Source organism: Serratia quinivorans (assembly GCF_946227985.1).
Lineage (GTDB): Bacteria > Pseudomonadota > Gammaproteobacteria > Enterobacterales > Enterobacteriaceae > Serratia > Serratia quinivorans_A.
In genome coordinates this window covers 960,478-980,493 of record NZ_CAMKGL010000001.1, presented here as the reverse complement: position 1 = coordinate 980,493, position 20,016 = coordinate 960,478, and the positions used below count along the sequence as shown (strand labels likewise).

Below are 20,016 nucleotides of genomic sequence, written 5' to 3'. Positions count from 1 at the left end.
TTTATCCCCCGTTAACCATCTGAATTTTTTATCTTATAGCACAAGATTAGTCTCACCTAGAGTTCCCGGCGGACAAGATGTAAAAACTGGGGGCCAGGCAATAAAAATGCCCGCACGACGGTGTCGATACGGGCATTTTCTGTTAGTCGGCTTTATTAGTCGTAAAGGTGAATACTATTGATGCGGTAGCTGAATTCTTCACCCTCTTCTTCATCAAAAATGGTGAAGAAGCCTTTCTCTGCCAATGGCTTGGCATGAATATCGGTTTTCTGCATCTGGCGCGACTCGGCATCGTCAAAACCATAGTCGAGATAGAAGCTGTTTTTCTGGTAATCGACGTGCAGGGTAAACGGATAGTTGGACTCATCGCCACGCCCGTCGTCGTTTTTCACCACGCCAAACCATTCCCCCTGACGGATCTGGTTTTCCTCGTCCACGCCGCACAGCAGCGTGATGGTATCCTTCTCATTTTCGCTATAGCTGGCAACTATTCTGGCTACTGGCATGTTAAATCCCCTGTTTGGTTAGCTTTGCCGATAGTATAACAACAGCGAAATAGATGGCGTGGTTTTATTGGCTTCACCAATCAATGTTCAGCACGGTTTTGCCGCGTGAGCCACCGGCTTTGTTCTGCGCCAGCATTTCCGGTGCCTGTTTAATCGATACCAGACGTTCCACCGGCACCTGCAGCTCACCGCGCGCTACGCTCTGTAACAGTTGCGCCAGCTCATCCGCACTGATTTGCGCCTCAATATTGCCGCCACGCAGGCCTTGTTGCTGCATCTGCTCCGGGGCTGCCGACCAAATGGTGCTCAGCGCCACGCCGCCCTGATGCAGAATCACCAGTAAGGCGCTGAATGCCTCGGCATTGCTGACCAGGTCGATCATTCCGTCAATACCCTGCGGATACTGTTGTTGAACCTGCTGCAGCACGGGTGCCCGGTGATGGTCAATCACCTTCTCCGCCCCCAACTCGCGCAATGCTGTCTCTGTATCAGCACCGCCGGTGGCGATCACTTTCAGCCCCTGCCGTTTGGCCAATTGGATAACGAAACGCCCAACGCCGCCCGTCGCGCCCACCACCAGCAGCGTCGCACCCGCGCTCAGTTGCAGTTTCTCAACCAGTTTCAGCGCGGTACCGGCCGCAATCGGCATGGCCGCCGCCTTGGTCAAACTCACCTCATCAGGCACCTTTGCCAACACCGCATGTTGGTCGATCGCCGCATATTGGGCGTAGCTACCGGCACCGACAACGCCGAACATAAACTTGCCGGCCACCCGTTCATTGACGCTGAATCCGCTGACATCATCGGCGACCGCCTCCACCACGCCTGCGCCGTCAATACCGATCACCAAAGGGAAAACGTGTGGCAATTTCCCCTGCAGCATGCCGTCGGCTATCCGCCAGTCAACCGGGTTTAGCCCGGCAGCGGCCATTTTGACCAGGATCTGGCCGGGTTGTAGCGAAGGTTTGGCGATCTCTACCTGCTCTGGCGCAGCACCGAGTTGTTTGACTGCAATGGCTTTCATGAAGAACTCCAGTTTATCTGTTCATAATAGGAGTCAGTGTAGCGAACCCAAGATCGTCCGCCAGCCGTCAATAATCGGAATCACTGTTCAGAAATTTATGACAATCAATTTTGTCACTGGGTGAGAAATTGCTCTGGGAAAGTTAAGCGAAAGCGTAATACACTGAATAAAATGATAATCACTCTCGACCTTTAAATCAGGGACTACATCATGATCCAGCATCGACCGCGCAGTGAACGTGGCCAATTGGCCGTTGCAGGAGAGAATTACGGCAGTTCGCTGTTGGGGGCACCACTACTCTATTTCCCGGCGGCCGTTAGCGGTCCGGAAACCGGGCTGATTATTGCCGGTACCCACGGCGATGAGAGCGCCGCTATCGTCACCCTATCCTGCGCGCTGCGCAGCATTGCGCCAAACCAACTGCGCCACCATGTGGTACTGGCGGTCAATCCCGACGGTTGCCAACTCGGGCTGCGCGCCAACGCTAACGGGGTGGATTTGAACCGTAACTTCCCGGCGGCCAATTGGCGATCCGGGGATACGGTTTATCGTTGGAACAGCGCGGCGGAAGCGCGGGATGTAAAACTCTCAACCGGTGGCCGCCCAGGCTCCGAACCGGAAACCCAAGGGCTGTGTCATCTGATCCATCGGTTGAAACCGCACTGGGTGGTGTCGTTCCACGAGCCATTAGCCTGTATTGAAGACCCGGCCAGTTCACAGCTCGGCGTCTGGCTTTCGCATAAGTTTGCCCTGCCGCTGGTCACCAGCGTCGGTTACGAGACGCCGGGGTCATTCGGCAGTTGGTGCGCCGATTTGTCACTGCCTTGCATTACCGCAGAGTTCCCACCGATCTCGGCCGATGCCGCCAGCGAAAACTACCTCAACGCGATGGTAGAATTGCTAACTTATCCGGGCTAAACCGGCTATGGGGCGAGATTAATCGCCCCACATTCAAAATCCAGTCCCGGTTCAACGTCATTTGCCAGCCAGGTCGGGCCGTCCAAATCGACGAATCGCGCGCCCGGTGCCAGCGGCAATGCGGCATTGATCGCCCGCGAAGTGCACAACATGCAGCCGAGCATAATAGCAAACCCTTGTTGCCGCGCTTCCTGCGCCAGCGCTAATCCTTCGGTCAGGCCGCCCGTTTTATCCAGCTTGATATTGACCATCTGATAACGACCGACCAGCTTGGATAAATCACCGCGGGTGTGGCAGCTTTCATCGGCGCAAATTGGCAACGGGTGAATAAAGTTTTCCAGTGCGCTGTCATCCGTCGCCGGCAGCGGTTGCTCCAGCATCGCCACGCCCAGATCCGCCAACAGTTGGCAGCGCGCCGCCAGCCCCTCCGCCTGCCAGGACTCATTGGCATCGACAATCAACGTGGCATCCGGCACCGCCGCACGGATCGCCACCAGCCGTTCGCTGATCAGATGGTTATCCAGTTTGATTTTCAGCAAGCTGGCCCCTTGCTGCTCAAGTTCACGCGCGGCGAAGGCCATGGCTTCCGGCGAACCTATGCTGACGGTTTGCGCCATCAGAATGCGTTCCGGCTCGGCAACAGCGCTGCGTTGCCAGCGGCTCTGACCGCTCAGTTGACACTCCAAATCCCACAGGGCGGAATCTACCGCATTACGTGCCGCGCCGGCCGGCATTAGCTGCTGCAGTTGCTCGCGCGTCACGCCCCGTTCGACAGCCGTAACCACTTCGGCCAGCTGTTCCATCACCGAAGTCTCACTTTCACCATAACGCGGATAGGGTGTGCATTCACCAATACCCCGCACGCCCTGTTGCTCAATGTCGACCACCACGACTTTGGCTTCGGTGCGGCTGCCGCGGGCGATAACAAAGGCGGTATGCAGCGGCCAGGCTTCTGGGTAAAAACGCATGCTTCTCATAATGGCTCCTGAACGGAAATTGCGCATAAAATCGGGCGAACGCGTGGGTGCTTTTTTGGACACACTCTAATATATACAACTATTTAGCAAACTTTATCTATCCAACCCACAATTGTTGACATAAACTGATGCCAGAGTGTGAACCTAATGTTAAAGCGGCCAAAAGGCCCTTTTATTAGGCTCATGCCCTTTGTATAACACCTGTAAAAGGAATCAAGCTAATGACTCAGACAGTACATTTTCAAGGCAACCCGGTTAGCGTTGCAGGCCATCTGCCACAGACCGGCGAACAAGCCAAAGCCTTCTCACTGGTTGCCAAAGACTTGTCAGACGTGGCGCTGAGCAGCTTCGCGGGTCAACGCAAAGTTTTGAACATTTTCCCAAGTATTGATACCGGCGTTTGCGCGACTTCGGTGCGTACATTCAACCAGTTGGCCAGCGGCCTGGATAACACCGTAGTGCTGTGCATCTCGGCCGACCTGCCGTTCGCCCAGTCACGTTTCTGCGGTGCAGAAGGCCTGAACAACGTAGTCACCCTGTCCACCCTGCGTGGCGCTGAATTCAAACAGGCTTACGGCGTTGAAATTGCTGAAGGTCCACTGGCAGGCCTGACCGCACGCGCGGTTGTGGTATTGGATGGTCAGGACAACGTGCTGTACAGCGAACTGGTAAATGAAATCACCACCGAGCCAAACTACGATGCGGCGCTGGCTGCGCTGAAGTAATGCCAGGAGGCCGACGAATGCCGGCCTCTAAACGTTGAAACGGGCGCTTGTGGCGCCCGTTTTTTTATTCTTCGTTTTCCCCGGAAGGCTTACGGCTACTGAGCCCATATTCGCGCAACTTATTGGCGATCGCGGTATGAGAAACCCCCAGGCGTTTCGCCAGTTTTCTGGTACTCGGGTAAGTACGGTACAAACGGGTCAGCACCGAACGTTCGAAACGCTTGCTGATATCGTCAAGCGAGCCATCCATCACCTCATCGCCCAGCGACATTTCCACCTCAAACTCCGGCAGTACGATGTCCTGCGGACGAAGTTCGAAACCTTCGGTTTGCGTCAACGCCCGGTAAATGGCGTTTTTTAACTGTCGCACGTTGCCAGGCCAACCATATTTGCTGAGGAAACTGCCCAGATCATTGGCCAGCTTCGGCCGTGCTACGCCCTGCTCATCGGCAAAACGCGCCACAAACAGTTCGGTCAGCGGCATGATGTCCTGCGGACGCTCACGCAGTGGTGGAATAGTGATGGTCAACACGTTAAGTCGATAATAGAGATCCTCGCGGAACTCACCACGCTGTACCAGTTCGGTCAGGTTTTTCTGCGTCGCGCAAATCACCCGCACATCCACATGGACTTCGTGTTCTTCACCTACGCGGCGGAAAGTGCCATCGTTAATGAAACGCAGCAGTTTGGTCTGCATGCGCGGCGACATCTCACCGATTTCATCCAGCAGCACCGAACCACCGTGCGCCTGTTCGAAGAAGCCCTTCTTGCCTTCCAGCGCATTCGGGTAAGCTCCCGGCGCATGGCCGAACAGCTCACTTTCCGCGACATCATCAGGCAATGCGGCGCAGTTCAGCGCCAGGAACGGCTGTTTGCCACGCGGGCTGCGCAAATGGCAGGCCCGGGCCAGAATATCTTTACCGGTGCCGGTGTCGCCCACAATCAACAGTGGCGCATCCAGCATCGCCAATTTGCGCGCCTGCTCCAGCACATGGCGCATTTTCGGACTGGCGGCAACGATATGGTCAAACTCGGTATCGTCGTTCACCGACAGATTTTGTAGCTGACGCCCCATACGGGCCGTGGACTTCAGCATCACGACCGCGCCTACGGCAGCATTCTGCTGGTTTTCGTCTTCCAGGTAAATTGGCGTGATATCCATCAGGAAGTCCTGACTGCGGATCACCACCCGCTCAGATTGTGGCGCCGTCTGTTCGCTCTCCAACCAACGGTTGAAGTTATAACCGCCAATCAATGCGGTGGCCGTCTGGTTGCGGATTTTGTCTTCGCTAAGCCCGAACAGCGCCTGCGCTGCCGGGTTGGCCAGTTCAACTTTGCCCTTCATATCGATCGAGAACACCGGCTCAGGCATCGACTCCAACAGCGCGCGCAGTGCGCGGTGTTCGCGTTCAGAAGGCATGAAATTCACGGTGCGCACATCGGTCACGCCGGCAATGCGGCGGATCTCTACCATCAGCGCGCGGAAGGTGTCAAAATCCAGTTGGGAAAAATTGAGGTAAATGCGGCCGATGGGATCGATTTCGATGCCACGTAAATCTATGCTGCGCAATACCAAAAGATCGAGTAACTCTCGAGTCAGACCGATCCGGTCTTCGCAAAAAACTTCCAAACGCATCAGTATTGGCCTTATCTCTGCAGGTGCGGGGATGACTGAAGATGATGATACTCTCTCACCCCGAGCGGTAGAAGCAATCTGTCAGCAAAAGTTGACAGAACTCTGATTTATCGCTGTTGTTGATGATTTTAAACGCAAGTGAATAACACCATCGGCGTCATTTTAGCTTATAAGTAGAGAGTTATCACAACCGTCAGTAAATTTGCAGATAAATATAATGTATTTACAGGGGGATCGTCTTTCGTCAAGTGCGGGTTACGTATTGGTGTTGGCGGGGGGATCATTGCGGTAAAAATAACCACGGCGCCTGAATAGACGCCGCGGGCAGATTATTTGGCCTTGCTGTCACTCTTTTTCATGGTGTCTTTCAACTGGCCAATCAGTTGGCTGCGGAAATCACCCAGCTTCGGTTTTTCCCCTTCCAGCCAGGGCAGCGGACGGCACAGCTCCATCGCCTTGATACCGAGTCTGGCAGTAAGCAAACCGGCACCTATGCCCTGCGCCGCTCGGGCGGACAATCGGGCGGCCAGGTCTTGCGACATCCAGTCCATCCCCACTTCGCGTACCAGTTCAGACGCTCCGGCAAAGGCGATATTCAACAGCACCAGACGGAACAAGCGCAGACGACTGAAATAACCCAGTTCGATACCATACAGCGCGGCGATACGGTTGATCAGCCGAATATTACGCCAGGCGATAAACGCCATATCCACCACCGCCAACGGGCTGACGGCGATCATTAGGGTGGATTCCGCCGCCGAACGGCTGATTTCACGCCGCGCCTGATTATCCAGCACCGGCTGCACCAGTTTGGCGTACAGCGCTACCACTTCACGATCGTTCTGAGTTTCATGCAGCGAAGCCTGCCAGCGTTGCAACGCCGGATGCCCCTGATCCAGGCCAGCCTGACGCGCCAGTTTTTCGCAGAATTCACGCCCTTTGCCCAATCCATGGCTGTGCAACAGCTCACGTGCCACATCGCGTTCTTCTGCACGCTGGCGCAAACGGTAGAGTCGACGCCATTCGGTCACTACCGAACCTACCCCGGCGAAGACAATCAACCCACCTGCCACGCCACCGCCCATGGCTATCCAATCCTGCTGTACCCAGGCGGTATGCACCCACTGCACGCCCTGCGCCACTACGCTGACGCCGAACAGCGTCAGCCCGGCAGTAACCATTTTGCGCCACAGGCTGCGTTTGGGTTTCAAGGCTGCGTTAATAATACCTTCGGCACGCCCCTCTTCCTCTTCCTGCTGCAGCTCCGGCGCCGCCGGAAAAAAGTGTTCCGCCTGCTGTTCGTCGAAAGCAACGTTGGCACGCAACACCGGCTCCTGCGGCGGCTCCAACGGTTGTTCGAAATCGATACGCGGTTTTATCGGCTCGCTCATCGCAATTTATCTCCCAGTAAAAACTCCATCACCGCGTCCAGACGGATATGCGGTAATGGACTATCCACACTCATCGCGCGTGGACGGAACTCATCAAAATGGAAGCCCTGATTTTGCCAGAACGCCGGCCCCGGCAAACGTGCCGGCACTTCGCCGGGGAACACCGTTAGCGGTGCGCCATCGTTCAAACGATTGCCTTTCAACGCCGGGATGCGCTGCCCCTGATGGTCGACGATACCGCTCTCGGTCGCCTGTACCGAGGCCAGCCCGACGCAGTCCATACTGATGCCCTCAAACGCCGCGTTTTGCCAGGCTTCCTGCACCAGTTGCTGCAGCAACGACACTAAATTAGCATGCTGATCGGCGGTGATGTGATCGGCCTTGGTGGCGGCAAACATCAGTTTATCGATGGTTGGTGAAAATAAGCGGCGCATCAGCGTGCGCTTCCCATAGTGGAAACTCTGCATCAACTGGGTCAGCGCCAACCGCATATCGTTGAACGCCTGCGGGCCACTGTTAAGCGGCTGCAGGCAATCCACCAGCACAATCTGGCGATCGAAACGGACAAAGTGTTCTTTATAAAAGTTTTTGACGATGGTCTGACAGTAATAGTTGAATCGCGCACGCAGCATGCCGATGTTGCTGTGTTTATCCGCCTGCGCCAGCTTCGACTCGCCAAGGCTGTCGACGTTTGGCCATGGGAAGAATTGCAATGCCGGCGCACCGGCCAGATCTCCCGGCAACACAAAGCGGCCCGGCTGAATAAAATGCAGCCCTTCACTTTTGCAGCGCAGCAGGTAATCGGTATAAGCCTGGGCGATGGCCGCCAGCTTGTTTTCATCGGCAGGTGCCAGCGGATCGCAGCTTTTGCACAGTTCCAGCCAGGGCCTGGCCCACTCGGCGCGATCGCCCTGCAGCAAACCGGCCATTTGCCGCGACCAGGCCAGATAGTCCTGTTCCAGCATCGGCAAGTCCAACAACCATTCGCCGGGGTAATCGACAATCTCCAGATACAGCGTTGAAGTGTCTTTGAAATGACGCAGCAGTGAATCGTTGGAACGATAACGCAACGCCAGGCGAATTTCACTGACGCCACGTGTCGGGGTCGGCCAGCTCGGCGGAGTGCCATAAAGCTGCGCCAGCCCTTCATCATAGGTAAAACGCTGAATGCCGAGATCGCGCTGCGGAATACGCTTCACGCCCAGCAGACGCTCTTCACGCACCGGCGAGAATAGCGGCATGCGGGCACCGCTGTGAACATGCAGCAATTGATTGACGAAAGCGGTGATAAAGGCGGTTTTGCCGCTGCGGCTCAGGCCGGTCACCGCCAGACGCAGATGGCGATCCATCCCGCGGTTGACCAGCGACGTTAACTCATTTTGCAGTCGTTTCATTGTTCTCCTTGGCATAACGCCCAAATACCTTGTTCAGCCCTTTGCGGAACAGCGGCTCCAGCACCAGCGCCAGCACAAAGCGAATCGGTTTGCGACCTACGGTGCGCAGCAGCCAGCCGGCCGCCCCTGCCGGGCCGTAATTGAGTAACGCTATGATGATGACTTTAGACAATGTCTTCAACATTGCACCTGCTCCTTGTTTAAATCCACCGGATTTAACGGCATTTACGGCATAGGTTTTTTTCATTAGCAATGCCCTCCGGCACGGTTTGGTTCAAAAGGATGATGTCAGGTGAGGTGCCTGACCTGCGCCATGCGCAGGCCATTGCGCGCAAAGGCGGGGTTATAACTTGCGAAAGCGACTCTGTACGCCGAAGGTGTCCGACGTAACATAACGCTCAACCTGTCGCAGTTGCTGTTCACCGCTGCCCAGTTCGTACTCTAATTGGTCGAGCAACTGGCGCGGTGTTTTTTGCTGCTCACCCTCAAAACGGCTGGCCGGTGCTTCGTCCAGCACGAATACCAGCGCGAAATAAGCGATCAGGGTGAAGAAGAACAGTCCGAAGAACATCGACAACACCACGATCACTCGGATCAGGCGTACCGGCACGTCAAAATAATGGGCCAGACCGGCGCAGACGCCCTTCAGCATGCCTTCTTCAGGAACGCGATAAAGCTTTTTACTGCCCAGAGTGTTGTTCATCAAGACTGTCTCCAGTTCGGGTGTTCTGCATCAAGGATCTCTTCCAGCGCCTGAATGCGTTCGCGCATGCGCTTGGCATCGTCAGCCAACTGCGCCAGACGCTGCATCTCCTGATGGCTCAGTTGAATGCCGTTTTGTTGCCGATTGCTGTAATGCAGCCAAAGCCAAATCGGTGCGACAAACAACACAAAGATTGTCAACGGAATGGCAAGTAATAGAGCACTCATTTCTTTTCCTTCTTAATGCGTCTTGGTGGGCGGCCACACACCGTGGCCGCTGTCGCCTTACTCAGAACGGTTCATTTTGGCTTTCAGCGCTGCCAGTTGCTCACTGATGGCGTCGTCGGCTTTCAGCTCGGCAAACTCTTGATCCAGAGACTTCTTTTTACCGATGATGACGCTTTCCGCCTCGGCTTCCATATGGTCGATACGGCGTTCGAACTGTTCGAAGCGTGCCATCGCCTCGTCCAGTTTGCCGCTGTCGAGCTGACGGCGCACGTCGCGGGAAGAAGATGCCGCCTGATGACGCAAGGTCAACGCCTGCTGGCGAGCGCGGGTTTCGGTCAGCTTGTTTTCCAGCTCGCCGATTTCGCTTTTCATACGCGCCAGCGTTTCTTCCACGGTGGACACTTCATGGGTCAGCGTAGTGATCAGGTCGGCCACTTTTTGTTTTTCGATCAATGCCGCACGGGCCAGATCTTCTTTCTCTTTACGCAGTGCCAGTTCGGCTTTGTCCTGCCAATCGCTAAGCTGGTTTTCACCCTGCTCAATACGACGCAGTAACTGTTTTTTCTCCGCCAGCGCACGCGCTGAGGTGGAGCGGACTTCAACCAGCGTGTCTTCCATTTCCTGGATCATCAAACGCACCAGCTTTTGCGGATCTTCCGCCTTATCCAGCAGCGTATTGATGTTGGCGTTCACGATGTCGGCAAAACGAGAAAAAATACCCATAATTCACTTCCTCTTGGTTCTGATGGCGTCTGAAGCGCCGCGTTGGGTCATACAGATTTCCCTAATACCTAATCAAAACCCGTGCCAACTTTTATTTCATTGAATAATAACGATTATATATTTTTGACTCTCTGTGAGCATACTGTAGAGTGATTATTTTCACCAAACATTGGCGAATTTCATCATGAGCGAACAGCTAGAAAACCTGTTGGGCGAAGCGAATGCCTTTGTCGAAGTATTGGAGCAAGTCTCGCAACTGGCAAAGTTGAATAAACCGGTGTTAGTGATCGGTGAGCGCGGCACCGGTAAAGAGCTGATTGCCCACCGCTTGCATTACCTGTCCAACCGTTGGCAGGGGCCATTTATCTCACTTAACTGTGCGGCTCTGAATGAAAACCTGCTGGATTCCGAGCTGTTTGGTCACGAGGCCGGTGCCTTTACCGGCGCACAAAAACGCCATCTGGGCCGCTTTGAACGTGCCGACGGAGGCACGCTGTTTCTCGACGAGCTGGCCACTGCCCCGATGCTGGTGCAGGAAAAACTGCTGCGGGTAATTGAATACGGCCACCTGGAGCGCGTCGGCGGCAGCCAGCCGTTACAGGTTGATGTGCGGTTGGTGTGTGCCACCAACGACGATCTGCCTGCACTGGCGGCGGCGGGCAAATTCCGCGCCGACCTGCTGGATCGGCTGGCATTCGACGTAGTGCAGTTACCGCCGCTGCGCCAGCGGCAGCAAGACATCATGTTGCTGGCCGAGCACTTTGCGATTCAGATGTGTCGTGAGCTGTCGTTGCCGTTGTTCCCCGGCTTTACTGAACGGGCCAGGGACACCCTGCTCGGCTATCACTGGCCGGGCAACGTGCGTGAACTGAAAAACGTAGTGGAACGTTCGGTGTATCGGCACGGTACCAGTGACAGCGCGTTGGATCAGATAGTCATCAACCCCTTCGCCCAACGGGAAACCATGCCATTGCCCATGGAACGCGAAACGCCTGCTGAGCGACCAGCGCTGCCGCTGGATTTGAAAGCCTGGCAGTTGGTGCAGGAAAAATCGCTTATCGAAGCCGCACTGCAACAGGGAAGATTTAATCAGCGTAAGGCGGCGGAGCTGCTGGGGCTGACCTATCACCAGTTGCGCGGCATGCTGAAAAAGCACGCGCTGTTGCAAAATGGCGAGGCAGAGGAAGAATAACAGGCAAAAAAAAAGCCAGCACCCGAGCTGGCTTAAAAAACACTGGAAGCAATGTGAGCAATGTCGTGCCTTTCACAGCAGAGCCACAAGCTGTGGCCTTCCGTGAACTGCTAGGCGATGATAATAGTTATCAGTATCACCTGTAAAGCACTTTGTTGAGAATTTTTCTCATTACCACACTGTCATTGTGCAATTACCACTCAGGGAAGGGATCGGCCATCGCATGCCAGTAGTCGACACCCGCCGCCATTTCCTCGTCGTTCAGCAGGCAGGCATCCAGCAAACGGGTTATTTCGGCCTGCTTCAGGTTCTGCCCGATAAACACCAGTTCCTGACGCATATCGCCAAAAGGCTCCACCCACTTATCCATAATCTGTGCCTGGGTCGCTTCATCCTGCGGCCAGTTTTCTTGTGCGATAGCGCGCCAGAAAGTCCCCGCCAACCCATAATGGGCGATGCCACCGGCCTGGCTCCACTGTCCGGCCTGACGCGGACGCGTCGCCAACCAGTAAAACCCTTTGGAACGCAACAGTTTGCCACCGCCCCAGTCGCCGTTGATCACCCGATAGAACTTATCCGGTGCAAAAGGTCGACGCGCCCGATAAACAAAGCTGCTGATACCATAGTTCTCCGTTTCTGGCAGGTGTTCACCGCGCAGCTCCTTAAGCCAGCCCGGAGCCTGCTGCGCTTTGTCAAAGCTGAAGCTGCCGGTGTTTAAGACCGCCTCCAGCGGCAGTTTGCCGGGAGAGATAGCGATGATTTTGGCATCCGGGTTCAGGCTGGCGAGCAGCGCCATCACTTCGCCCTGTTGTTCCGGGGTCAGCAAGTCGGTTTTACTCACTAACAACACGTCACAGAACTCAATCTGTTCGATCAGCAGATCGGCCACGCTACGCAAATCATCCTCGCCCAGGCTTTGCCCCGCCTCCTGCAGCGACTGCGCCTGCTGGTATTGCTGGATAAAGTTGACCCCATCCACCACGGTGACCAGGGTATCCAGACGGGCGAAGTGCGACAGGCTTTCGCCCTGCTCGTCCTCAAAGGTGAAGGTTTCTGCCACCGGTAAGGGTTCGGAGATACCGCTGGACTCGATCAGCAGATAATCAAACCGGCCGGCCTGCGCCAACTCGCGCACCGAAATCAGCAGGTCTTCACGCAGCGTGCAGCAAATGCAGCCATTGCTCATCTCCACCAGCTTTTCCTGCTGGCGGTCGAGCTGGACTTCGTTCTCGACCAGCGCGGCGTCGATGTTCACTTCACTCATGTCGTTGACGATCACCGCCACGCGCATGCCCTGGCGATTATTCAGAATATGGTTCAGCACCGTGGTTTTACCGGCGCCGAGAAAGCCGGAAAGCACGGTTACGGGTAATGGATTCATGGGGTTCCTCACTCAAAACTCATTGCGTAATGCCTGGTAACCACGCACCAGTTCAACGTTGGTGGCGGCCACTTCTTCAGAAAATTGCAGTGCGCCGCGATCGACCTGCGGGTAAAGCGACAGATCGCTGTCGGCACCGACGCGCTCGGTTGACGGGATATACAGGTTTTCCGGCAACGTCACGCCGTCCACCACCGCGTTGTAGCGCACCACACAGCCGGAACCGATATGACAGTTGAACAGCACGCTGTTAAAACCGATAAACACCCGATCTTCAATGCGGCACGGGCCGTGGACAATGGCTCGATGGGCAATGGAGCTGAAGCGGCCGATGGTGACCGCTGCGCCGCTTTTCGAGTGGATCACCACGCCGTCCTGAATATTGGAATGGGAACCGATAATGATCGGCTCCATGTCCCCGGTCGCATTCAGTTCGTCCGCGCGGATCACGGCATAGGGGCCGACGTAGACAAAATCTTCGATAATCACCCGGCCGCAAATAATGGCGGTAGGATCGATGTAGGCTTTCGGTGAAACCTGTGGCAGATGACCACTGGGGTTCTTACGCAGCATTTTCAGCCTCCTGCCAGCTTAATTCCGCCACCGCATTGTGGGCATGCAGGCTTTCCTGATGCTCCACACGCAATGAAAAAGCGCGGTGGTGGCACTGACTGCGCAGCATCCGATACAAGCGGCGTGCAGCATCCTCACAGAACATCAGGTTCTGGCCATTTGCCAGGGCAAATGCCTGCTCGTCCTGACGTTTCACCAACGTCTGCAGCGGTGTGCCCAGCGCATGCTCGATGCGATCGATTAAATTGACCACCGGCAATTCGGCTTCGCCCGCATTGAGCGTGACCGTCACCCAGGCCCAACTGCGCTGGCTATGCGGCGTGCCAGGCATGCCCTGTTCACCCAGCCAGTCAATAACCTGCTGTTGATTGACGTTGTCCGGCGACTGTTCGAAATCAAATTGAAACTGCTGCTGCGCCAGCTGGCGGCTTAGCGCTGCCGAACTCGGACAGGTCGAGGAATAGGGCACGCCCACCGTCAGCGACAGGGTTAACCCGGTGGTGAGCCTGGCGTCAATTTTCAGTGGATAAGCTTTCCAGCCGCGATGTGCCGACAGCAGCGCCGGGCGCGACAACAGCAGCTCGCCGCTGATACTCAGGCTGGCACTGTCACTGTGTTCCGGCTGCGACGCCAGAAAAGCCCGCAGCGAGTCAGCAATACGTTGCGGCGTCAGTTCGCCCTGAGTCAGTTCATCCAGCGTTAGGTACAGGCGCGACATATGTATTCCACGCACGCCATGGTGACTGGCACGCAGATTGATCCCGGCATTCACTTTTGCCATCAGCGGTTTGCCCGCCAACTCCAGCGGCAGTGCGATCCCTTGCATCCCTACCCAATCGAGTCCGACATCACTCATTGCCCCCTGCCAGGCCTGTGCATCCGGCAACGGCTGGGTTGGTGGAAGTTCAACCTTGCTCATACATCCCCTTGCGATTATTGATACATTGCCAGAGAAAGGTAACATTATTTTGTTATGTTATAACATATCAATTTAGGCTTTTTTGCCAATGCCGGCGAATTGTGCAATCAAGTAGCAGAAAACTCAGCCATTTTGCTCAATGGATTGGGCTGTTCGTCAGAGTGCGATACACTAAGGCTATTGCTTATTAACCCATGAAGCCTCTATGCGTGGTTTACCCCTTTGGATTTTGTCGCTGAGTTGCCTGGCGAGCACCGCCCTGGCCTCAACACCTCCTGCGCCCGCCGCGGCCTCCCCGCTACCGGACATCCGCCAAAGCGGCTTTGTCTATTGTGTCAGCGGCATACTGAACACCTTTAACCCGCAGATGGCCAGCAGCGGCCTGACGGTCGATACCCTGGCCGCACAGCTGTACGACCGTCTGCTGGATGTTGACCCCTATACTTATCGGCTGATCCCCGAACTAGCGCAAAGCTGGGAAGTGCTGGATAACGGTGCGACCTACCGATTCCATCTGCGTAAGGATGTGCCCTTTCAGACCACCGCCTGGTTCACGCCGACCCGTAAACTGAACGCCGACGACGTGGTATTCAGCTTTGAGCGCGTGTTTAACCAGAAGCACCCATACCATGACGTCAACGGCGGCGAGTATCCGTACTTCGACAGCCTGCAGTTTGGCGATTCGGTACAAAGCGTGAAGAAGCTCGACGAGTACACGGTCGAGATCCGCCTGCAAGCGCCGGACGCCTCCTTCCTGTGGCATATCGCGACCCACTATGCGCCGGTGCTGTCGGCGGAATACGCTGACAACCTGACGCGTGAGGGCCGCCAGGAGATGATCGACCGTGAACCTGTCGGTAGTGGGCCCTTCCTGCTGAACGAATACCGCTCCGGGCAATACATTCGTCTGGCACGCAACGATTTGTACTGGAAAGGTAAACCGCGTATGCCGCAGGTGGTGATCGATCTGGGTGCCGGTGGCACCGGTCGGTTGTCGAAGCTGCTGACCGGCGAGTGTGATGTGTTGGCCTATCCGGCCGCCAGCCAACTTTCTATTCTGCGCGATGATCCGCGTCTGCGCCTGACGCTACGTCCGGGGATGAACATCGCCTATCTGGCGTTCAACACCCGCAAACCGCCGCTGGACAACCTGAAAGTCCGTCAGGCTATTTCGTTGGCAATCAATAACCAGCGTCTGATGCAGTCGATTTACTACGGCACGGCAGAAACTGCCGCTTCGATTTTGCCGCGCGCTTCGTGGGCGTACGACAATGATGCGCACGTCACCGAGTTTGACCCGGCCAAATCACGCGAAATGCTGAAACAGGCAGGCATTGAGTCACTAAACCTGCGCTTGTGGGTGCCTACCGCGTCGCAATCCTACAACCCCAGCCCGCTGAAAACCGCCGAGCTGATCCAGGCCGATTTGGCCCAGGTGGGGATCAAAGTCACCATCGTGCCGGTTGAGGGTCGCTTCCAGGAAGCCCGGCTGATGGAGATGAATCACGACCTGACTCTGACCGGCTGGGCCACCGACAGTAACGACCCGGACAGTTTCTTCCGGCCGCTGCTGAGCTGCGCGGCAATCCGCTCACAAACCAACTATGCTCACTGGTGTGACCCGGGGTTTGACGAAGTGCTGCAAAATGCCCTGCTGTCACAACAGTTGGCGCAGCGAATCGAAAGCTATCAGAAGGCGCAGAAAATTCTCGAACAACAACTGCCGGTGTTGCCGCTGGCGTCTTCATTGCGCCTGCAGGCCTATCGTTACGACATCAAAGGACTGGTTCTGAGCCCGTTCGGCAATGCGTCATTTGCCGGCGTGTTCCGTGAATCTGCGGAGGGGCCGAAAAAGTGATTATCTTTACCTTACGCCGTTGCCTGCTGCTGCTGATCACGCTGTTCTTCCTGACGCTGGTCAGCTTTAGCCTGAGCTATTTCACACCGCGTGCCCCGCTGAACGGTGCCGCCTTGCTGGATGCCTACCAGTTTTACTTTGTCAGCCTGTTGCACTGGGACTTTGGCGTCTCCAGCATTAACGGCCAGGCCATCAGCGAACAACTTCGTGAAGTGTTCCCGGCGACCATGGAGCTGTGCATTCTGGCTTTCACCCTGGCGTTATTTATCGGTATTCCCCTGGGAATCATTGCCGGCGTGATGCGTGGCAAATGGCAGGACACCGCCATCAGTACCTTTGCGCTGCTCGGTTTCTCGATGCCGGTGTTCTGGCTGGCGCTGCTGCTGATGCTGTTTTTCTCACTGCACCTCGGTTGGCTGCCGGTTTCCGGCCGTTTCGATCTGCTGTATCAGGTTAAACCTATCACCGGCTTTGCCCTGATTGACGCCTGGCTGTCTGACTCGCCCTATCGCAGCGAAATGATTGGCAGCGCGTTACGCCATATGATTCTGCCGATTGCCGCACTGGCGGTAGCCCCCACCACCGAGGTGGTGCGACTGATGCGTATCAGCACCGACGACGTGCTCAACCAGAACTACATTAAAGCCGCCGCGACCCGTGGGCTGTCCCGGTTCACCATCATCCGCCGCCACGTGCTGCACAATGCACTGCCGCCGATCGTGCCCAAACTGGGCCTGCAGTTCTCCACCATGCTGACGCTGGCGATGATCACCGAAGTGGTGTTCAGCTGGCCGGGCCTCGGGCGCTGGATGATTAACGCCATCCGCCAGCAGGATTACGCGGCGATCTCCGCCGGCGTCATGGTGGTGGGCACGCTGGTGATCACCATTAACGTGCTGGCCGATATCTTGGGCGCTGCCACCAACCCACTGAAACATAAGGAATGGTATGCCCTTAGATAACGTATACCGCGAAAAGAAAATGCCGAGTCCGCTGCTTTACACCTGGCGGATTTTTTACGGTGATGCGCTGGCGATGATTGGTTTCTACGGCGTGATAGCGCTGCTGCTGCTTTCTCTGTTCGGCAGCCTGCTGGCGCCTTATGCGCTCGATCAACAGTTCCTGGGCTATCAGTTGTTGCCACCTTCCTGGTCCCGTTACGGCAACGTTTCCTTCTTCCTGGGCACTGACGACCTCGGCCGCGATATTCTCAGCCGTCTGCTGGCCGGTACCGCCGCCACTTACGGTGCCGCACTGCTGGTCACCGTGGCCGCATCCGTTGTCGGGGTGATCCTGGGGGTATTTGCCGGCGTCACCCGTGGTTTTCGCTCTGCGGTGCTCAATCATATTCTCGACACCCTGCTCTCCATCCCTTCGCTGCTGCTGGCGATTGTGGTGGTGGCGTTCCTCGGGCCCAAGCTCGAACACGCCATGCTGGCCGTGTGGCTGGCGTTATTGCCACGCATGGTGCGCACTATCTACAGCGCAGTACACGACGAGCTGGAAAAAGAATACGTGGTCGCGGTGCGTCTGGACGGTGCCTCTACGCTGCAGATCCTGTGGTATGCCGTGATGCCCAATATTGTGGCGGTGCTGGTGACTGAATTCACCCGCGCGCTGTCGATGGCGATCCTGGATATTGCCGCGCTCGGCTTCCTCGATCTCGGTGCACAACTCCCGTCTCCGGAATGGGGAGCCATGCTCGGCGATTCACTGGAACTGGTGTATGTCGCCCCCTGGACGGTGATGCTGCCCGGTGCCGCGATCCTGATCAGCGTGCTGCTGGTTAACCTGTTGGGCGACGGTATGCGCCGCGCAATCAATACGGGGGTGGAATAATGCCATTACTTGATATCCGCAACCTGACGATTGAATTTATGACGGCCGAAGGGCCGGTCAAGGCGGTTGACCGTGTCAGCATGACGTTGAGCGAAGGTGAAGTCCGTGGTTTGGTGGGCGAATCCGGTTCGGGCAAAAGTTTGATTGCCAAGGCAATTTGCGGCGTCACCAAAGACAACTGGCGCGTTACCGCCGACCGTTTTCGTTTTGACGATATCGACCTGCTGCAACTGACCCCGCGTGAACGGCGAAAACTGGTCGGGCATAACGTCTCGATGATTTTCCAGGAGCCGCAGTCTTGTCTGGATCCCTCCGAAAGCATTGGCCGCCAGTTGGCGCAGGCGATCCCTGGCTGGACCTATAAGGGCCGTTGGTGGCAACGTTTTAACTGGCGCAAACGCCGCGCGATTGAGTTACTGCACCGCGTAGGTATCAAGGATCACAAGGACATCATGGGCAGCTTCCCCTATGAGCTGACCGACGGCGAATGCCAGAAAGTGATGATCGCCATCGCCCTGGCCAATCAGCCGCGCCTGCTGATTGCCGACGAACCCACCAACGCCATGGAGCCGACCACTCAGGCGCAGATTTTCCGCCTGCTGGCGCGCCTGAACCAAAACAACAACACCACCATTTTGCTGATCAGCCACGATTTGCAAATGATGAGTAAATGGGCGGATCGGGTCAACGTGCTGTACTGCGGCCAAACGGTGGAAAGCGCCCAGTGCGAAGATCTGCTGGCCGCACCGCACCATCCTTACACCCAGGCGCTGATCCGCTCAATGCCGGACTTCGGCCGTGCCTTGCCGCATAAAAGCCGGCTCAACACCCTGCCGGGTGCCATTCCGTCCCTGGAGCACTTACCTATCGGTTGCCGCCTGGGACCGCGTTGCCCTTACGCACAGAAAAAGTGTATTGAGACACCACGCCTGCGCCCGGTGAAAAACCACCTGTTCGCCTGCCACTTCCCGCTGAACATGGAGGAGCAATAACATGGAAACGCTGTTGGAAGTGCGTAATCTGAGCAAAACTTACCGCTACCGCACCGGGCTGTTTCGCCGCCAGCACGTTGAGGCGGTGAAATCGGTCAGCTTTACCCTGCGTGAACGACAAACGCTGGCTATCATCGGCGAGAACGGTTCCGGTAAGTCGACGCTGGCCAAGATGCTGTCCGGCATGGTGGAGCCTTCATCCGGCGAACTGCTGATCGACGATCATCGGCTTGACTATGGTGACTATCGCTATCGTAGCCAGCGCATTCGCATGATATTTCAGGATCCGAGCACTTCACTCAATCCTCGCCAGCGTATTGGCCAACTGCTGGACGCTCCGCTGCGGCTGAATACCGAAATGGCCGCCCCGGAGCGCGAGCAGCACATCAACCAGACGCTACGCCAGGTAGGCATGTTGCCGGACCACGCCAATTATTACCCGCACATGCTGGCCTCAGGCCAGAAACAGCGAGTGGCATTGGCCCGCGCGCTGATCCTGCAACCCAAGGTGATTGTTGCCGATGAGGCGCTGGCCTCGCTGGATATGTCGATGCGCTCGCAGATTATCAACCTGATGCTGGAGCTGCAGGAGAAACACGGCATCTCCTATATCTACGTGACCCAGCATTTGGGCATGATGAAGCATATCAGCGATCAGGTGATGGTGATGCACGAAGGGGAAATCGTCGAACGCGGTAGTACTGCAGAAGTACTGGCTTCCCCGCTGCACGAACTGACCAAACGCCTGATCGCCAGTCATTTCGGTGAAGCCCTCACCGCGGACGCCTGGCGGCGCGACGGCGGCAGGTTCTGATCTTTCGGTCCTGAGATGCATGAGCCCCTCACCCCGGCCCTCTCCCCCTGGAGAGGGTGACGTCCGCTTAAGCCATGCCGGACAGACTTGTTGATCTACCCGGCACTGGCTTAGCCAATATCCTCAAATACAAATTACATTTTTGTTATATCTCATTATATTTTATTCCATTCAGTTATTGATTAGCACTTAACATTATTTTATCTCGTCAATCGAATCGGTGA

21 protein-coding genes are annotated in these 20,016 nt (G+C 56.1%); 8 read left to right on the top strand and 13 right to left on the bottom strand.

Annotation, left to right across the window (positions count from 1 at the left end; translation table 11 throughout):
* Positions 1-155: 155 nt before the first annotated feature.
* Positions 156-506, bottom strand: coding sequence for a hypothetical protein (locus tag OCH02_RS04630; RefSeq protein ID WP_261430089.1), 351 nt, complete (start codon positions 504-506; stop codon positions 156-158).
* A gap of 73 nt (positions 507-579) precedes the next feature.
* Entirely contained in the window at positions 580-1,530 is a 951-nt protein-coding gene (locus OCH02_RS04625; protein WP_261430088.1) for an NADP-dependent oxidoreductase, read from the bottom strand.
* 210 nt (positions 1,531-1,740) lie between these two features.
* Between OCH02_RS04625 and mpaA the strand changes: the two genes are divergently transcribed.
* Positions 1,741-2,448 carry a murein tripeptide amidase MpaA gene (gene mpaA, locus OCH02_RS04620; RefSeq protein WP_261093733.1) on the top strand — a complete coding sequence of 236 codons (708 nt, stop codon included), beginning with the start codon at positions 1,741-1,743 and terminating at the stop codon, positions 2,446-2,448.
* Positions 2,449-2,453: 5 nt separating this feature from the next.
* On the opposite strand, the gene ycjG is transcribed toward mpaA, so the two are convergent.
* A complete protein-coding gene (ycjG, locus tag OCH02_RS04615; protein ID WP_261430087.1) occupies positions 2,454-3,425 on the bottom strand; it encodes an L-Ala-D/L-Glu epimerase in 972 nt (323 codons plus the stop codon).
* 221 nt (positions 3,426-3,646) lie between these two features.
* Here ycjG and tpx point away from each other — a divergent pair, with 221 nt between their 5' ends.
* A complete protein-coding gene (gene tpx / locus OCH02_RS04610) occupies positions 3,647-4,150 on the top strand; it encodes a thiol peroxidase (RefSeq protein WP_261430086.1) in 504 nt (167 codons plus the stop codon).
* 64 nt (positions 4,151-4,214) lie between these two features.
* On the opposite strand, the gene tyrR is transcribed toward tpx, so the two are convergent.
* From tyrR to pspA, 7 genes are all read right to left on the bottom strand, one after another.
* On the bottom strand, positions 4,215-5,786 hold the full coding sequence (gene tyrR / locus OCH02_RS04605) for a transcriptional regulator TyrR (protein ID WP_261430084.1): 1,572 nt from the start codon (positions 5,784-5,786) through the stop codon (positions 4,215-4,217).
* Between the two features lie 329 nt (positions 5,787-6,115).
* Positions 6,116-7,177 (bottom strand): YcjF family protein, encoded by a 1,062-nt coding sequence (locus OCH02_RS04600; protein WP_261430082.1) that lies wholly within the window; start codon positions 7,175-7,177, stop codon positions 6,116-6,118.
* Positions 7,174-8,571 (bottom strand): YcjX family protein, encoded by a 1,398-nt coding sequence (locus OCH02_RS04595; protein WP_261430080.1) that lies wholly within the window; start codon positions 8,569-8,571, stop codon positions 7,174-7,176. The genes OCH02_RS04600 and OCH02_RS04595 overlap by 4 nt, the downstream gene beginning before the upstream one ends.
* Positions 8,552-8,818, bottom strand: coding sequence for a phage shock protein PspD (pspD, locus tag OCH02_RS04590; RefSeq protein WP_017892999.1), 267 nt, complete (start codon positions 8,816-8,818; stop codon positions 8,552-8,554). The genes OCH02_RS04595 and pspD overlap by 20 nt, the downstream gene beginning before the upstream one ends.
* A 96-nt stretch (positions 8,819-8,914) precedes the next feature.
* Positions 8,915-9,274 (bottom strand): envelope stress response membrane protein PspC, encoded by a 360-nt coding sequence (pspC, locus tag OCH02_RS04585; RefSeq protein ID WP_012145350.1) that lies wholly within the window; start codon positions 9,272-9,274, stop codon positions 8,915-8,917.
* A complete protein-coding gene (gene pspB / locus OCH02_RS04580) occupies positions 9,274-9,501 on the bottom strand; it encodes an envelope stress response membrane protein PspB (RefSeq protein WP_006319541.1) in 228 nt (75 codons plus the stop codon). Before pspB ends, pspC begins: the two co-directional genes overlap by 1 nt.
* 57 nt (positions 9,502-9,558) lie before the next feature.
* Entirely contained in the window at positions 9,559-10,224 is a 666-nt protein-coding gene (pspA, locus tag OCH02_RS04575; RefSeq protein WP_115184563.1) for a phage shock protein PspA, read from the bottom strand.
* A 184-nt stretch (positions 10,225-10,408) separates the two neighbouring features.
* On the opposite strand from pspA, the gene pspF reads away from it, so the two are divergent.
* Positions 10,409-11,416 carry a phage shock protein operon transcriptional activator gene (gene pspF, locus OCH02_RS04570; protein ID WP_261430079.1) on the top strand — a complete coding sequence of 336 codons (1,008 nt, stop codon included), beginning with the start codon at positions 10,409-10,411 and terminating at the stop codon, positions 11,414-11,416.
* A gap of 193 nt (positions 11,417-11,609) precedes the next feature.
* On the opposite strand, the gene zigA is transcribed toward pspF, so the two are convergent.
* Genes zigA through folE2 form a run of 3 tightly spaced genes read right to left on the bottom strand, consistent with a single transcriptional unit; the run spans position 11,610 to position 14,289 of the window.
* Positions 11,610-12,797 (bottom strand): zinc metallochaperone GTPase ZigA, encoded by a 1,188-nt coding sequence (gene zigA, locus OCH02_RS04565; protein WP_261430078.1) that lies wholly within the window; start codon positions 12,795-12,797, stop codon positions 11,610-11,612.
* A 12-nt stretch (positions 12,798-12,809) separates the two neighbouring features.
* Positions 12,810-13,370, bottom strand: a complete 561-nt coding sequence (locus OCH02_RS04560) for a carbonate dehydratase (protein WP_261430077.1) — start codon at positions 13,368-13,370, stop codon at positions 12,810-12,812.
* Entirely contained in the window at positions 13,360-14,289 is a 930-nt protein-coding gene (gene folE2 / locus OCH02_RS04555) for a GTP cyclohydrolase FolE2 (protein ID WP_261430076.1), read from the bottom strand. The genes OCH02_RS04560 and folE2 overlap by 11 nt, the downstream gene beginning before the upstream one ends.
* Positions 14,290-14,494: 205 nt before the next feature.
* Between folE2 and sapA the strand changes: the two genes are divergently transcribed.
* From sapA to sapF, 5 genes are read left to right on the top strand one after another with little or no spacing between them, the layout of a single operon-like run.
* Entirely contained in the window at positions 14,495-16,147 is a 1,653-nt protein-coding gene (gene sapA, locus OCH02_RS04550) for an ABC transporter substrate-binding protein SapA (protein WP_261430075.1), read from the top strand.
* Positions 16,144-17,109 carry a putrescine export ABC transporter permease SapB gene (gene sapB, locus OCH02_RS04545; protein WP_135316767.1) on the top strand — a complete coding sequence of 322 codons (966 nt, stop codon included), beginning with the start codon at positions 16,144-16,146 and terminating at the stop codon, positions 17,107-17,109. The genes sapA and sapB overlap by 4 nt, the downstream gene beginning before the upstream one ends.
* On the top strand, positions 17,096-17,986 hold the full coding sequence (gene sapC / locus OCH02_RS04540; protein WP_012145359.1) for a putrescine export ABC transporter permease SapC: 891 nt from the start codon (positions 17,096-17,098) through the stop codon (positions 17,984-17,986). The genes sapB and sapC overlap by 14 nt, the downstream gene beginning before the upstream one ends.
* Positions 17,986-18,978 (top strand): putrescine export ABC transporter ATP-binding protein SapD, encoded by a 993-nt coding sequence (sapD, locus tag OCH02_RS04535; protein WP_012145360.1) that lies wholly within the window; start codon positions 17,986-17,988, stop codon positions 18,976-18,978. The genes sapC and sapD overlap by 1 nt, the downstream gene beginning before the upstream one ends.
* 1 nt (position 18,979) lies before the next feature.
* Positions 18,980-19,792 carry a putrescine export ABC transporter ATP-binding protein SapF gene (gene sapF / locus OCH02_RS04530; protein WP_012145361.1) on the top strand — a complete coding sequence of 271 codons (813 nt, stop codon included), beginning with the start codon at positions 18,980-18,982 and terminating at the stop codon, positions 19,790-19,792.
* Positions 19,793-20,016: the final 224 nt, after the last annotated feature.

Bases quoted from the DNA above. Each gene is read 5' to 3' on its own strand.
- pspA (WP_115184563.1), bottom strand. From the start codon at position 10,224: ATGGGTATTTTTTCTCGTTTTGCCGACATCGTGAACGCCAACATCAAT.
- pspD (WP_017892999.1), bottom strand. From the start codon at position 8,818: ATGAAAAAAACCTATGCCGTAAATGCCGTTAAATCCGGTGGATTTAAA.
- zigA (WP_261430078.1), bottom strand. From the start codon at position 12,797: ATGAATCCATTACCCGTAACCGTGCTTTCCGGCTTTCTCGGCGCCGGT.
- pspB (WP_006319541.1), bottom strand. From the start codon at position 9,501: ATGAGTGCTCTATTACTTGCCATTCCGTTGACAATCTTTGTGTTGTTT.
- OCH02_RS04595 (WP_261430080.1), bottom strand. From the start codon at position 8,571: ATGAAACGACTGCAAAATGAGTTAACGTCGCTGGTCAACCGCGGGATG.
- sapF (WP_012145361.1), top strand. From the start codon at position 18,980: ATGGAAACGCTGTTGGAAGTGCGTAATCTGAGCAAAACTTACCGCTAC.
- pspF (WP_261430079.1), top strand. From the start codon at position 10,409: ATGAGCGAACAGCTAGAAAACCTGTTGGGCGAAGCGAATGCCTTTGTC.
- OCH02_RS04600 (WP_261430082.1), bottom strand. From the start codon at position 7,177: ATGAGCGAGCCGATAAAACCGCGTATCGATTTCGAACAACCGTTGGAG.
- sapD (WP_012145360.1), top strand. From the start codon at position 17,986: ATGCCATTACTTGATATCCGCAACCTGACGATTGAATTTATGACGGCC.
- pspC (WP_012145350.1), bottom strand. From the start codon at position 9,274: ATGAACAACACTCTGGGCAGTAAAAAGCTTTATCGCGTTCCTGAAGAA.
- OCH02_RS04625 (WP_261430088.1), bottom strand. From the start codon at position 1,530: ATGAAAGCCATTGCAGTCAAACAACTCGGTGCTGCGCCAGAGCAGGTA.
- folE2 (WP_261430076.1), bottom strand. From the start codon at position 14,289: ATGAGCAAGGTTGAACTTCCACCAACCCAGCCGTTGCCGGATGCACAG.
- OCH02_RS04560 (WP_261430077.1), bottom strand. From the start codon at position 13,370: ATGCTGCGTAAGAACCCCAGTGGTCATCTGCCACAGGTTTCACCGAAA.
- OCH02_RS04630 (WP_261430089.1), bottom strand. From the start codon at position 506: ATGCCAGTAGCCAGAATAGTTGCCAGCTATAGCGAAAATGAGAAGGAT.
- ycjG (WP_261430087.1), bottom strand. From the start codon at position 3,425: ATGAGAAGCATGCGTTTTTACCCAGAAGCCTGGCCGCTGCATACCGCC.
- tyrR (WP_261430084.1), bottom strand. From the start codon at position 5,786: ATGCGTTTGGAAGTTTTTTGCGAAGACCGGATCGGTCTGACTCGAGAG.
- mpaA (WP_261093733.1), top strand. From the start codon at position 1,741: ATGATCCAGCATCGACCGCGCAGTGAACGTGGCCAATTGGCCGTTGCA.
- tpx (WP_261430086.1), top strand. From the start codon at position 3,647: ATGACTCAGACAGTACATTTTCAAGGCAACCCGGTTAGCGTTGCAGGC.
- sapA (WP_261430075.1), top strand. From the start codon at position 14,495: ATGCGTGGTTTACCCCTTTGGATTTTGTCGCTGAGTTGCCTGGCGAGC.
- sapC (WP_012145359.1), top strand. From the start codon at position 17,096: ATGCCCTTAGATAACGTATACCGCGAAAAGAAAATGCCGAGTCCGCTG.